This window comes from Lentisalinibacter orientalis (assembly GCF_040706535.1).
GTDB lineage: Bacteria > Pseudomonadota > Gammaproteobacteria > Steroidobacterales > Woeseiaceae > Lentisalinibacter > Lentisalinibacter orientalis.
The window spans coordinates 1,828,421-1,840,709 of the sequence record NZ_JAPDRJ010000001.1; the positions used below are offsets into that span (position 1 = coordinate 1,828,421).

At 69.1% G+C, this 12,289-nt stretch carries 11 protein-coding genes; 5 read left to right on the plus strand and 6 right to left on the minus strand.

The genetic code is table 11. From position 1 onward, the window contains the following. Positions 1-3: 3 nt before the first annotated feature. From ACJMK0_RS08080 to ACJMK0_RS08090, 3 genes are read left to right on the plus strand one after another with little or no spacing between them, the layout of a single operon-like run. A complete protein-coding gene (locus tag ACJMK0_RS08080; RefSeq protein ID WP_405237210.1) occupies positions 4-1,038 on the plus strand; it encodes an FAD:protein FMN transferase in 1,035 nt (344 codons plus the stop codon). Then, entirely contained in the window at positions 1,038-1,229 is a 192-nt protein-coding gene (locus tag ACJMK0_RS08085; protein WP_405237212.1) for an ApbE family protein, read from the plus strand. Before ACJMK0_RS08080 ends, ACJMK0_RS08085 begins: the two co-directional genes overlap by 1 nt. Positions 1,230-1,254: 25 nt before the next feature. Further along, positions 1,255-1,671 (plus strand): CBS domain-containing protein, encoded by a 417-nt coding sequence (locus ACJMK0_RS08090; RefSeq protein ID WP_405237214.1) that lies wholly within the window; start codon positions 1,255-1,257, stop codon positions 1,669-1,671. Between the two features lie 7 nt (positions 1,672-1,678). On the opposite strand, the gene ACJMK0_RS08095 is transcribed toward ACJMK0_RS08090, so the two are convergent. The 6 genes from ACJMK0_RS08095 to ACJMK0_RS08120 form a co-directional block, all read right to left on the minus strand. Further along, entirely contained in the window at positions 1,679-2,452 is a 774-nt protein-coding gene (locus ACJMK0_RS08095) for a fumarate reductase iron-sulfur subunit (RefSeq protein WP_405237216.1), read from the minus strand. Further along, positions 2,449-4,404: a fumarate reductase flavoprotein subunit gene (locus tag ACJMK0_RS08100; RefSeq protein ID WP_405237218.1), complete on the minus strand. Its 1,956-nt coding sequence runs from the start codon at positions 4,402-4,404 to the stop codon at positions 2,449-2,451. Before ACJMK0_RS08100 ends, ACJMK0_RS08095 begins: the two co-directional genes overlap by 4 nt. Further along, positions 4,401-5,153: a hypothetical protein gene (locus tag ACJMK0_RS08105; RefSeq protein ID WP_405237220.1), complete on the minus strand. Its 753-nt coding sequence runs from the start codon at positions 5,151-5,153 to the stop codon at positions 4,401-4,403. The genes ACJMK0_RS08100 and ACJMK0_RS08105 overlap by 4 nt, the downstream gene beginning before the upstream one ends. 69 nt (positions 5,154-5,222) lie before the next feature. Continuing rightward, positions 5,223-6,707, minus strand: coding sequence for a DUF2867 domain-containing protein (locus tag ACJMK0_RS08110; RefSeq protein WP_405237222.1), 1,485 nt, complete (start codon positions 6,705-6,707; stop codon positions 5,223-5,225). A 10-nt stretch (positions 6,708-6,717) separates the two neighbouring features. After that, positions 6,718-8,292 (minus strand): bifunctional aminoglycoside phosphotransferase/ATP-binding protein, encoded by a 1,575-nt coding sequence (locus ACJMK0_RS08115; RefSeq protein WP_405237224.1) that lies wholly within the window; start codon positions 8,290-8,292, stop codon positions 6,718-6,720. Positions 8,293-8,393: 101 nt separating this feature from the next. After that, complete coding sequence (locus tag ACJMK0_RS08120; protein WP_405237226.1) at positions 8,394-8,768, minus strand: nuclear transport factor 2 family protein; 375 nt, start codon at positions 8,766-8,768, stop codon at positions 8,394-8,396. Between the two features lie 243 nt (positions 8,769-9,011). Here ACJMK0_RS08120 and ACJMK0_RS08125 point away from each other — a divergent pair, with 243 nt between their 5' ends. Both ACJMK0_RS08125 and ACJMK0_RS08130 read left to right on the plus strand, forming a co-directional pair. Next, the gene (locus tag ACJMK0_RS08125; protein WP_405237227.1) at positions 9,012-11,261 is read left to right on the plus strand and encodes an OmcA/MtrC family decaheme c-type cytochrome; all 2,250 of its coding nucleotides are present in this window, start codon (positions 9,012-9,014) and stop codon (positions 11,259-11,261) included. A gap of 84 nt (positions 11,262-11,345) precedes the next feature. Further along, positions 11,346-12,287 carry a DmsE family decaheme c-type cytochrome gene (locus ACJMK0_RS08130; RefSeq protein WP_405237229.1) on the plus strand — a complete coding sequence of 314 codons (942 nt, stop codon included), beginning with the start codon at positions 11,346-11,348 and terminating at the stop codon, positions 12,285-12,287. Positions 12,288-12,289 lie beyond the last annotated feature (2 nt).

Below are 12,289 nucleotides of genomic sequence, written 5' to 3' on the forward strand. Positions count from 1 at the left end.
CCGGTGGCCGCGAGGCTACAGCGCTTCGCACTGCTGCCGCTCCTGCTGGTGGCGCTGGCGCTGCCCGGCTGCGGCCGGGACGAGGGCATGCCCGAGGCGCGCATCAGCGGCGCCACCATGGGCACCACCTACAGCGTGCGCATCGTCGAGCCGCCGCAAGGTATGGCCATCGACGAGATCACCCGGCGCATCCAGCTTGCGCTGGAGGACGTCAACCGGCGCATGTCCACCTGGCGGGACGACTCCGAGGTGTCGCTGTTCAATGCCGCGCCGCCGGGCGAGTGGTTCCCGGTCTCGGAAGACACCGCGGCACTGGTCGCGATGGCTCAAGCGGTGGCCCGCATGAGCGGCGGCGCCTTCGACGTGACCGTCGGGCCGGTGGTGGACCTCTGGGGCTTCGGTCCCGATCCGGTGCGGGTGACCCCGCCGGCGGAAGCCGAGATCGCGGCCGCTCTGGCGCGGGTGGGCTACGCGGCGCTGGAGAGCCGGGAGGCGCCGCCGGCCCTGCGCAAGACCGGCGCCGATCTCGCCGTCGACCTCTCCGGCATCGCCAAGGGGCACGCCGTGGACCGGGTCGCGGCGGTGTTGGAGCAGGCGGCGGTCGTCAATTACCTGATCGAGGTGGGCGGCGAGCTGCGCGTGGCCGGCCACAACCGGCGCGGCGAGCGCTGGACCGTGGCCGTGGAAGACCCGCTGGCGGCGGGCCGGGAAGTGCACCGGGTGCTCAACGTTACCGACACGGCTATTGCAACTTCGGGGGACTACCGCAACTTCTTCGAATATGAAGGAGAGCGCTATTCCCATACTATTGACCCACGCACCGGCTGGCCTGTATCACATGATCTGGTATCCGTGACGGTGCTGGACGAGAGCGCGGCCCTGGCCGACGCGCTGGCCACGGCCCTGCTGGTGCTGGGACCGAAGGCCGGCGGCGAGCTGGCCGAACGGACGGATATCGCGGCGTATTTCGTCGTGCGCAGCGGCGACGGCGTGATGGCCCGGTGGACGTCCGCCTTCGCCGAGAGAGAGGTAATGTGATGTCGACGGTACTGGTAACGGTCGTGAGCTTCCTGGTGATCCTGGTCGCGATGCTCGCGATGGCGGTCGGCGTGATGGCCGGCCGCAAGCCGATCAGCGGCAGCTGCGGCGGGCTGAACAGCGGCGGCCGCTGCGAGCTCTGCTCCAACCGGGGTAAATGCCGGCGCAAGAAGAACGAAGCCGGCGCCTGACGGGCGGCGAGAGGGGGAGATGAAGATGCCTTTGAGATCGGTACTGGTAAAGGACTGGATGGCCGCCAATCTGGTCACCCTGAAGCCGGACATGGACGTGATGGACGCCCTGGCCAGGCTGGTGGAGGCGCGCATCGCCGGCGCGCCGGTGGTGGACCATCACGGCAACATGGTCGGCATGCTGTCGGAATTCGACTGCATGAAGGTGGCGCTGGACTCCAGCTACCACGGTCAGTGGGGCGGCCGCGTCAGCGAGTTCATGACCAGAGACGTCATCACGGTGCCTGCGGACATGAGCATCATCGACCTGGCGCGGCGCTTCCAGGAATCCCGCCTGCGCCGCTTCCCGGTGATGGACGATACCCGGCTGGTGGGCCAGATCAGCCGCAGGGACGTACTGCGGGCGCTGATGTCCATCGCCGACGGGCCGCGCCGGGCGTGACCCTACGCTAGCTTTTCGCCAGCCCCGCCCCCAGCATCTTCCTCCGCAGGAAGCTGTAGACCTCCAGCAGGGAGAGCTCCTTGGGGCAGATGTCCTGGCAGGCCATCAGCCCGAGGCAGCCGAACACACCGTCCTCGTTGGCGACCACCTCGAACCAGTCCGCATCCTCGCGGGTGTCCCGCGGGTCCAGCATGAAGCGGGCCACCCGGTTCAGGCCGGCGGGTCCCGCGAAGTCGCTGTTGACGTTGGCGACGCCGCAGGCGGCGATGCAGCAGCCGCACTCGATGCAGCGGTCCGCCTCGTAGATGGCCTGGGCCACATCGTCGTCCATGCGTTCCTCGACGGCGTTCTCGTCGAAGGGCAGGCGCTCGTGCACCCAGCTCTCCACCCGCTCGGCCATCTGGCGGAACCAGGTGCCGGTATCCACCGAGAGGTCGCCCACCAGCTTGAAGACGGGTAGCGGATAGAGGCGGATGGTGTCCGGCAGGTCCCGGGTCAGCGTACGGCAGCCCAGCGCCGGGCGGCCGTTGACCATCATGGCGCAGGAGCCGCACACGGCGGAGCGGCAGACGAAGTCGAACTGCAGGCTAGGGTCCTGTTTCTCGCGTATTTCGTTCAGCGCGAGGAACAGCGACATGTACGGGGCCTCCTCCAGCCGGAAGGTGTCCATGTGCGGCTCGGAGGCGGGGTCTTCCGGGTTGTAGCGGAAGATCTCGAAGGTAAGTCGCCGGCCCCTCGTGACATTTCGTGCGGAGACGGCTTGTTCGACCTGCTCGCTCATGCGCTCACTCCGGTCTGCTTCCAGTGGCCCCAGTTCATGCGGCTGCCCGGCTCCTCGCGAGTGGGCAGGCGCCCCTCGGCGGCCTGTGTGGCGGCCACGCTGTCGTTGTAGGCCTCGACGGATTCGCTCATCGCCACGCGGTCGTCGCTGCCGTAACCGCGGTGACCCGGGGGCAGGTCGATGAGTCCGACTGGCTCGTAGGACAGCCCGGGCTCGCTCGCGCCTTCGGGCCAGCGCGCCAGCGTGCGGTTCAGCCAGTCGGCGTCGTTGCGGCGGGGATAGTCGGTGCGGTAGTGGGCGCCCCGGCTCTCGGTGCGTGCCAGCGCGCCCTCGGCGGCGATCAGGCACAGCCGCAGCATGCCCTCCAGCTTCAGCGCGAAGGTGAGCTCCGGGTTCATGCCCGGCGTCTTCGTGCGCAGGACGGCGCGGCGGCAGTCGTCCAGCAGCCGGCGGAACGTGGCCACGGCCTCTTCGAGCTCGCCGCCGTTACGGAATATGCCGACCTTGTGCATCATCGTCTCGCCCATCGCGTCGCGGAGTTCGAACACGCCCGGGCCGTCGCCGCTGCGCTCCAGCCAGTTACGGGCCGTGGCCTCGGCCGCCGCCACGCCGTCGAGGGCGAGCCGGGTGTTCGCGTCCAGGGATTCCGCTGCTGCGAACTCGGCGACGCGGCGGCCGACGATGCGCCCGGCGACGATGGTCTCGGCCAGGCTGTTGCCGCCCAGCCGATTGAATCCGTGCATGTCCCAGCAGGCCGCCTCGCCGGCGGCGAACAGCCCGCGCATGCCGTAGGCTTCGCCGTCCTTGTTGGTACGGATGCCACCCATGGAGTAGTGCTGGGTCGGCTTGACGGGGATCAGCTCCTCGGCCGGGTTCACGCCGACGAAGTCCCGGCAGATGTCCCACACCTCGCGCAGCTTCGTGCGCAGGTGCTTCTCCCCGAGGTGGCGCAGATCCAGCCACAGGTGCTGGCCGTAGGGCGTGTCCACGCCCTTGCCGTCGCGCATCCGCTGCATCATGTGGCGGGAGACGACGTCGCGGCTGGCCAGCTCCTGCTTCTCCGGCTCCGCCTCCACCATGAAGCGCTCGCCGTCCCTGTCCAGCAGGTAGCCGCCGTCGCCGCGGCAGCCCTCGGTGATCAGGATGCCGCTCGGCGCGAGGCCCGTGGGATGGAACTGGATGGCCTCCATGTTGCCGAGAGGAACCCGGCCCGTGGCCAGCGCGATGGCGGCGCCGGTGCCCTCGTTGATGGTGGCGTTGGTGGTGTGCTGGCCGTAGACCCGGCCGAAGCCGCCGGTGGCGATGACCGTGGCCTTGGCCAGGAAGGAAAGGTGGCGGCCGGTGCGCAGGCAGCGTGCCACCGCGCCCCAGCAGCGGTCGCCGTCGTGGAGCAGGGCGACGGCCTCCATGCGGTCGCGCACGGTGATGCCGAGGCGCACCACCTCGCTGTCCACGGCGTAGAGCACGGCGTGGCCGGTGCCGGCCGCGGCATAGCAGGCGCGCCACTTGGCGGTGCCGCCGAAGTCCCGGTGCATGATCAGCCCGGCCTTCTCGGCGGGCTCGTCGATCTCCACCCGTTCGCCCTTGATGAAATAGGTATTGCGGCCCGGCCGCACGCGGGTCCAGGGCACGCCGAAGTGGGCGAGCTCGCGCACCGCCACCGGCGCCTCCTCGGCGAAGATGCGCGCCACCTCCTGGTCGGCACCCCAGTCGGAGCCCCGTACGGTGTCCAGGAAGTGCCAGTCCGGGTTGTCGCCTTCGGCCTTGACGCAGTTGCCGAGCGCCGCCTGCATGCCGCCCTGGGCGGCGCAGCTGTGACTGCGCCGGGGAGGAACGAGGGAGAGCACCGTGACCTCCTGGCCGGCCGCGGCGGCCTCGATGGCGGCCCGCTCGCCGGCCAGGCCGCCGCCGATCACCAGTACATCGGTGGTGACGATGCGCCCGGCGCTCATGAGCCTTCCAGCAGGAATGCGAACGGCGGGTCGATGACCCCCGCGAGCACGGCGATGGTGACGACGCCGACGACCAGCACGCCCCAGAAGATCAGCTGTTCCAGACGGTAGAGCGTGCGCCGGCTCAGCCAGCGGTCGGCGCCCCACTTCACGAACAGCCGGTACAGCCCGACGGCGAGGTGGAAGGTGACGGCCAGCACCAGCGCGGCGTACAGCACCCACAGGCCCGCGCGGACGCGCTCCATGGACACGGCGGCCTCGATGCCGCGAATCTCGCCGTACAGCGGCGTGAAGACGTCCATCACCACCAGCACCAGGTGGAAGCTGCCGAGCACCAGGATGATCATCCCGGTGCGCACCTGCCAGATCCACAGCATGGATTCGACGTGCGGGCGGAAGGCCTCGCCGCCCACGGCGCCGGACTCGCGCAGCCCTTTCGCCAGCGTCATCATGCGCTTGCGCTCGGCGAGCTGGGCCGGGATCTTGCGGCTGGCCATGACGGCGTGGACGAGGAACAGCACGATGACGCCGATGACCGTCGGCTGTGCGATCCAGAACTCCTCGAGCAGGGTGGCTATCTCGTCATAGGCGACGGTGCCGAACAGGATCGAGGCCTCGAACGTCATGTGGCCGAACATGAACAGCGCCAGGGCGAGACCGGTGGCGCCGCTGGCGATCTCGTAGCGCAGCTGGGAACGGGCTTCGCGCCCGGGGTCGCGGACCCCGCCTGTCAGTGTGGTCGATTTCAAATGAAGAGCCTCCCTCGCGCCGTTTATCCCGATACGACCCGCGAGGGTCAATACGTAGGTTCCGGCACCTCAGCCGGTGCGCAGGCGGGCCCGCTGCTCGGCTGCCTCGGCCCGGCGCGCCAACTCCCGCGTGGTGCCGCGGAACAGGAACAGGTGGGCGGGCAACAGGGCGTACCAGTACATGAGGCCCCATACGCCGGCCGGGTGCCAGTAGGCGGTCATCCGCACTCGGCTGCCGGTCTCCGTGGCCCCGATCTCGAATTCCAGCACGCCGCCGCCGGGGGCGCGCATCTCCATCAGCAGCGTCAGGCGCTCCCGAGGGATCAGGCCGATCACGCGCCAGCCGTCGAACACGTCGCCCACTCTGAGCTGGGTGGGATGCCGCCGCCGCCGGCGCATCGACGTGCCGCCCACCATCCAGTCCAGCAGACGCCGGAGCCACCACAGCCAGTTGGCGTAGAAGAAGTCGCCGCGCCGCCCGATCAGCAGTACCTGCCGCCACAGGGTTTCCACCTGGGCCGTGGAGTCGGCGACGCCCGTGGCGCGCTTGGCGTAATAGGCGTAATCCGGATTCCACTCCCGGCAGGCGAGCGAGCCCTCCACCCAGCGGCCTTCCACCGTGTGGGTCTGCTCGGCCTCCAGCGCCGCCTCCGCGGCTTCGCGGAAAGTGAGCAGGCGCTGGGGGATGAGCTCGCGGATGGCCGCGTCTTCGGCAATGTAGTCGTGGGACAGCCCCTCGATCAGCGCCGCTGCGATCTTCGTGGGGACCGCGGTGATGAGCCGCAGCCAGTAGCTGGAAAGCCGGGTGGTCAGCACCGGCAGCGTGACGATGCGTATGCGCTTGCCACGGATGTCCGCATAGGTGCGCATCATCTCCTCGTAGGTGCAGATCTCCGGGCCGCCCACCTCGAAGACCGGGTGGTGGTCCACTTCCGCCTCGGCCACGCCGATGAGATAGGTCAGCAGGTTCTCCAGCGCGATGGGGGTCGAGCGGGAGGCCACCCAGCGCGGCGTCACCATCACCGGCAGGTGATTGACCAGGTCGCGCATCACCTCCCAGGCGGCCGAGCCCGGCCCCACGATCATGGGCGCGCGGATCTCCACCACCCGGCAGGCGGCGGTGCGCAGGATCTCGCCCGTATCCAGCCGCGCCTGCAGGTGCCGGGACTTCGGCTTCTCCGGCGCGAGCCCGCCGAGATAGACGATGCGTTCGACGCCCGCCGCGTCGGCTGCGGCGACCATGTTGTGCGCGCCGCGCCGCTCCAGTTCGGCGAAATCGCCGCCGGCCGCCATCAGGTGCACCAGATAGAACACCACGTCCGCGCCCTCGACGGCACGGCGCAGCGATTCCGGGTCGAGCACGTCCGCGGCCATCAGTTCGACGCCGTGCCAGCCGCGCGCGGCCAGCACGTCCGTGTTGCGGGAGGTGGCGCGCACGCTCCAGCCCTCCGCGTGCAGGCGCGGCACGAGGTTCGTGCCGATATAGCCGCTGGCCCCGATGACCACCGCCCTGCGTCCGGGTGGCTGCCGCTGCTGATTCGTTTCCTGATCCATGCCGCCTAGTCTAGCGTTCCCTGCGCCTCGTGATGCGCCGTTCGACCGCGCTGGCCAGGCGCTGTTCGTGATCCGGCGACTGTGTGTCGACGACCAGCACGTGGTCCATCTCCTCCGCCGTCGGCGGCTCCAGGGCGCCGAGCTGGCCGCGCATGACGGCGACGCCGGCCTCGGAGGCCTCCCGGCTTTCCCGGCTGCGCGCGGTGAGGCGGCGCTCCAGCTCGGCTTCGTCCGCCGTGCAGTGGACGATCAGCAGCGGCAGACCGTGCCGCGCGGCGAGCTGCCGGAAAGGCTCCCGGCGCTGCTGCTCGATGAAGGTCGCGTCCACCACCACCGGCAGTCCGGCGCACAGCAGATTGTCGGCCAGTCCGGCCAGCCGCTCGAATACCCGGTCGCTGGTCCCGGCCCGGTAGAGTTCGTCCTCCAGGCCTTCCGCGGCGCTGTCGGCGTCCGGCGCCAGTCCGAACAGCCGCTTGCGCTCCACGTCGGAGCGCAGGCGGATGGCCGAGAACCGCGCCGCCAGCGCCTCTGCGACCGTCGACTTGCCGCTGCCGGAGACGCCCATCATCAGGCACAGGAAGCCGGGCAAGCGCCGCCGGCCCGCCGCGGCCAGCGCGAGGTAGCGCCGGTAGGTTGCCAGGTCGGGCTCCCCGTCGGCGGCGGCCAGCGCCGAGTAGAGGCTGATCTTGGCCCGCACCATGGCCAGGTAGACGTCATAGAAGGCGTGCAGGGCGAGGCCGGCGTAGTCGCCGGTGTACTCGAGCCAGGTGTTCAGCGCCCGGTTGGCCAGGCCGGGCAGCTCCCGGCTGTCGAGGTCCATGACCACGAAGCCGATCTCGCACTGGATGTCGATGAGGCGGAAGTCCGGGTTGAATTCGATGCAGTCGAAGGCGAGCACGCGGTCTTCGGTCAGCACGATGTTGTCCAGGTGCAGATCGCCGTGGCATTCGCGCACGAAGCCGTCGGCCAGGCGTTGCTGCATGAGTGGCTGGATGCGGTCGAAGTCCGCAAGCGCCGCTTCCTCGAGCTCCCGCAGCACCCGCCGGTCCGCCTCCGGCGGCAGGGCGTCGTCGATCTGGCGGAAGTTCTGCCGGGCGGCGGCGAAGATGGCGGCCGGCGTGCCCGGGCCGTCCGGCGCGTCCGGGCGGACGGGCTCCAGAGCGTTGTGGAACCCGGCGATGGTACGCCCGATGTCGCGGCAGCGAGCCGGCGTGAGCCGGCCCTCGGCGGCCATGCGGCTGGCCAGGCGCCGCTGGTCGAACTGGCGCATGCGCACGGCGTAATCGATCACCTCGCCGGCGCCGCCGATCGCCGCCCCGCCATCGTCTGCGGTGATCTCGGCCACGTCCAGGTAGAGCTCCGGGGCCAGGCGGCGGTTCAGGCGCAGCTCCTCGCGGCAGAAATGCCCACGGGATTCCAGGCTGGAGAAGTCGAGGAAGCCCATCTCCACCGGCTTCTTGATCTTGTAGGCGTAATCCCCGGTCAGGATCACCCAGGAGATGTGGGTTTCGATCAGCCGCAGGTCCCCGACCGGGTGCGGGAACGCTCCGGGGCGCAGGAGTTCTCTGACCTGGGCGCCATCCATGTCGATATCGTCCGTAGCGAGGGTCCGTAGCGAGGGTCCGTAGCGAGGGTCCGTAGCGAGGGTCCGTCGGCAGGGTCTCCGGCGGCCGGTCCGCCGGTGCTTCAGTCAGCGTACAGCGGATTCAGGTCGGCGTAGATGCTGTAGCGGTGGATCAGCCCGTCGCTCAGCACGAACACGTTGCAGAACGGCAGGGTGATCTCGCTGCCGTCGAGGCGGCGATAGGTGACCGAGCCCTCGCAGACGACGCTGTCCTCGTCCTGCCAGGTGCGGTGCAGGCGATGGCTGAGCCCGGCGATCGTGGTGAAGAACCCGGCTGTCGCCTCGCGGATTTCGGCGTGCCCCCGGAGCGGCGCGGCTGCGCCGAAGCGGTAGGTGCAGTCCGACGTCATGAACTGCACGAAGGCGTCCGCGTCGGTGTCGTCTATGGTGCGGAACAGTTGCTCCAGCCAGTCGGCGAGGTCGTCTGCGTATCTCATGGTGGGCGGTTTCCTCGTGTTTCGCGCCGTGGCCGGGCCCGCGGCCGGCCGCATGTGGCGATTCTGCCACAGGAGGTTTCCGGGGTGTGCGATTCCGCACGCTGTGCACCGTGTCACGGTCGCAACAGCTATAGGTATATCCCGGTATGAAAGCGGCAGTACCCATCTGTTAGAACTGACGCGCTAAACCAGTAGTTGGCACGCATTCGTGTGCCACTCAATGCAGCATAGGGGACGGTAGCGATGAAAGGCATCAAAAGCACTGCAAACCGCCTTGCAGTCATCCTGTTCTCGGCATTCCTGATGTGGGGATGCGAGGGCGACGACGGCTCGCCCGGTCCGCAGGGACCGGCAGGTGAACCCGGGATCCCGGGACCGCCGGGGCCGCCGGCTCCGCCGTCTTCCAATACGGTGCCTGTCGACACCGCCGAGCGGATCAATATCGAGGTCACCGAGGTCACCGTCCCCGCGGGCGGCGGCGCGCCCACCGTGGAGCTGCGCCTCACCGACGACCTGACCCGGGGCCTCACGGGACTGCCGGCCGGCGACATCCGCTTCGTGCTGGCACAGCTGTCACCGCCGCCGGCGGGCAGCGGCGAGTCCGCCGAGTGGCAGAGCTACGTGACCCGCGACGACGGCGGCGTCACAGATGTCCAGGCCACGACCGAGACGGCGACGGCGGGCACGTTCACCGACAACAGCGACGGCACCTATACCTATACGTTCGCGCAGGCGCTGACCGCCTATCCGGCCGGCCCGGCCTTCGATGCCACCAAGACCCATCGTCTCGGCGTCGAGATCCGCGGGCAGGCGCCGATCTCGACCAACGGCATCTACAACTTCGTGCCGGCGGGCGGCGCGCCCACCTTCACCTACGACGTGGTGGACAACGACACCTGCAACGCCTGCCACGACGTGCTGGAGTTCCACGGCGGTCCCCGCACCGACGTGCCCTACTGCGTGACCTGCCACAACCCGTCCTCGCTCGACGGCAACACCGGTAACTCGGTGGACATGAAGGTCATGATTCATAACATCCACGTCGGCCGTGACGGCTATGTGGTGGTCGGTTTCGGCGGCACGGTGTACGACTACTCGAACATCGAGTTCACCCAGGACGTGCGCAACTGCCAGACCTGCCACGAGGAGAGCGATGCGGATACGCCCGACGCCAGCAACTGGCGTCAGGTCGCCAACCGCGCCGCCTGCGGCACCTGCCATTACGATGTGGACGGCGCCGGTGACGGCGACGACCAGTGGGCGATCGAGGAGGGCGAGCATCCGCCGGGCATCAGCTTCACGGACGATTCCCAGTGCCTGGCCTGCCATGGCCCCAACTCGAACACGACGAACCCTGACGGCGAGCTCGTACGCACGGCCGAGATCCACAGGATTCCGTCGCTCGAGGCGAGCCAGGACTTCGTCTATAACATCGTCGACGCGCGTAACGTGGTGACGGGCGGGCTGGTCGAGGTCGACTTCTCGGTTACCGACCCGAGTGGCACCCCGTACGACCTGGCCAACGACCCGGCCTTCACGACCTGCGCAGGCGGCGCGAGCCGTCTCGCCATCGCGATCGGCTGGACGACGGACGACTTCGACAACCAGGACAACGGCGTCGAGAACGCCGAGCCGATCTCCATCAACGCGCTGGTCGCCTGCGGCGGCAGCGCCACCGACCCGGACGGTGACGGTGTCTATACCGTGACCTCGCCGACGGCGATCCCGGCCGGTCTCGGCGGCTCGGAGACCATCGCCGTGGCACTGGAAGGCCATCCGGCCGGCGATCTCGACGGCGACGGTGTGTTCTCCGATCGCATCGCGGTCACCAATGCCATCGAGTACTTCGGCATCGACGGTGCCGACGCGGTGCCGCGTCGCAACGCCGTCGCCATCGAGAAGTGCGATGAGTGCCACAAGCAGCTGTCGTTGCACGGCAATAACCGCACCGACAAGCCGGAAGTCTGCGCCGTCTGCCACAACCCGAATGCCACCGACATACCGGTGCGGGTTGCCGGCACGGAGTGCGAGACGGTACTCGGCCTGGATGACGAGACCATCGACATGAAGTACATGGTGCACGCCATCCACGCGGGCAATACCGGTATCTGCGGTTTCCGCAGTTCGGCGCACCCGTACTTCGACGTGGTCTACCCGGGCAGGCTGAACAACTGCGAGGGCTGCCACGAGCCGGGTGCCTACTATCCGGTGGATCCGGGCGAGATCCTGGGTACGACGGTCGATGCCAACGACCCGACGACCCCGGCCGACGACCGGGTGATCTCGCCGAACACGGCGGTCTGCTCCAGCTGCCACGCGAGCGATCTGGCTCGCGAGCACATGGTGCAGAACGGCGGCGACTTCAACGCGACGAAGGCGGCGGATTCCTCGCTGATCTCCTCCGGCGTCGAGACCTGCAACGTCTGCCACGGCCCCGGCCGTTCGGCTGACGTGGCCGAGGTCCACGGCGTCGGCGAGTTCCAGTTCAACTGACGGAGCGGGGGCGTCCGGTGACGGGCGCCCCCTGATCCCGATGCCCGCTGCCCTCGCAACCCGCAGCCGCAGAGACGTAACGCAATGAAAGCATCCATCCTCATCCGCCTGGCCGTTCTCGGCACGGTACTGGCGTTCCCGTCGCTAGCGTCCGCGCAGGACGAAGCCGGCGCCGAACCCGAATACAGCCGCGACGGCGCCGATACCTGTCTCAGGTGTCACCGCGACCAGGAGACCCTGGGTGTGTTCCGCACGCCCCACGGCGTGCCCACCGACGAGCGCAGCCCGTTCGGCCACAACCAGCTCCAGTGCGAGGCCTGCCACGGTCCCGGCGGGGAGCACACCGGACGCGTGCGCCGGGGCGACCCGCGCCCGCCGGTGGTCTACTTCGGCTCCGACGAGAAGGCCGCGCCGGTGGAGAAGCAGAACGCCATGTGCCTGAGCTGCCACGAATCCACGGTACCCGTCACCTGGCACGGTACGCCCCACGACGCCAACGAGGTGGCCTGCGCGGACTGCCACAGCTCGCACAAGCCGGACGACCCGGTGCTCGCAACGTCCTCCCAGGCGCAGGTGTGCTACGACTGCCACCGCACCCAGGAGATCGCGGCGATGAAGCCCTACGCCCACCCGGTGGACGAGGGCAAGATGGACTGCAGCTCCTGCCACAGCCCCCACGGCACCACGGCCGAGCTGCAGATGGCGCGCCAGACGGTGAACGACACCTGCTGGCAGTGCCATGCGGAGACCCGCGGCCCGTTCATCTGGGAGCATGCGCCGGTGTCCGAGGACTGCACCAACTGCCACGAGCCCCACGGCTCGAGCCACCCGGGCATGCTCAGCCTGCGCGGGCCGATGCTCTGCCAGAGCTGCCATTCCCAGGCCGGCCATCCCAGCGTGACGAGCACGCCGGACGGTCTGCCGGGCGGCACACCTTCACGCCTGCTGCTGGGCCAGAACTGTCTGAACTGCCACACCCAGGTGCACGGTTCCAATCATCCTTCGGGATCCAAGTTGATGCGGTGACG

Bases quoted from the DNA above. Each gene is read 5' to 3' on its own strand.
- ACJMK0_RS08100 (WP_405237218.1), bottom strand. From the start codon at position 4,404: ATGAGCGCCGGGCGCATCGTCACCACCGATGTACTGGTGATCGGCGGC.
- ACJMK0_RS08120 (WP_405237226.1), bottom strand. From the start codon at position 8,768: ATGAGATACGCAGACGACCTCGCCGACTGGCTGGAGCAACTGTTCCGC.
- ACJMK0_RS08130 (WP_405237229.1), top strand. From the start codon at position 11,346: ATGAAAGCATCCATCCTCATCCGCCTGGCCGTTCTCGGCACGGTACTG.
- ACJMK0_RS08095 (WP_405237216.1), bottom strand. From the start codon at position 2,452: ATGAGCGAGCAGGTCGAACAAGCCGTCTCCGCACGAAATGTCACGAGG.
- ACJMK0_RS08110 (WP_405237222.1), bottom strand. From the start codon at position 6,707: ATGGATCAGGAAACGAATCAGCAGCGGCAGCCACCCGGACGCAGGGCG.
- ACJMK0_RS08115 (WP_405237224.1), bottom strand. From the start codon at position 8,292: ATGGATGGCGCCCAGGTCAGAGAACTCCTGCGCCCCGGAGCGTTCCCG.
- ACJMK0_RS08085 (WP_405237212.1), top strand. From the start codon at position 1,038: ATGTCGACGGTACTGGTAACGGTCGTGAGCTTCCTGGTGATCCTGGTC.
- ACJMK0_RS08125 (WP_405237227.1), top strand. From the start codon at position 9,012: ATGAAAGGCATCAAAAGCACTGCAAACCGCCTTGCAGTCATCCTGTTC.
- ACJMK0_RS08090 (WP_405237214.1), top strand. From the start codon at position 1,255: ATGCCTTTGAGATCGGTACTGGTAAAGGACTGGATGGCCGCCAATCTG.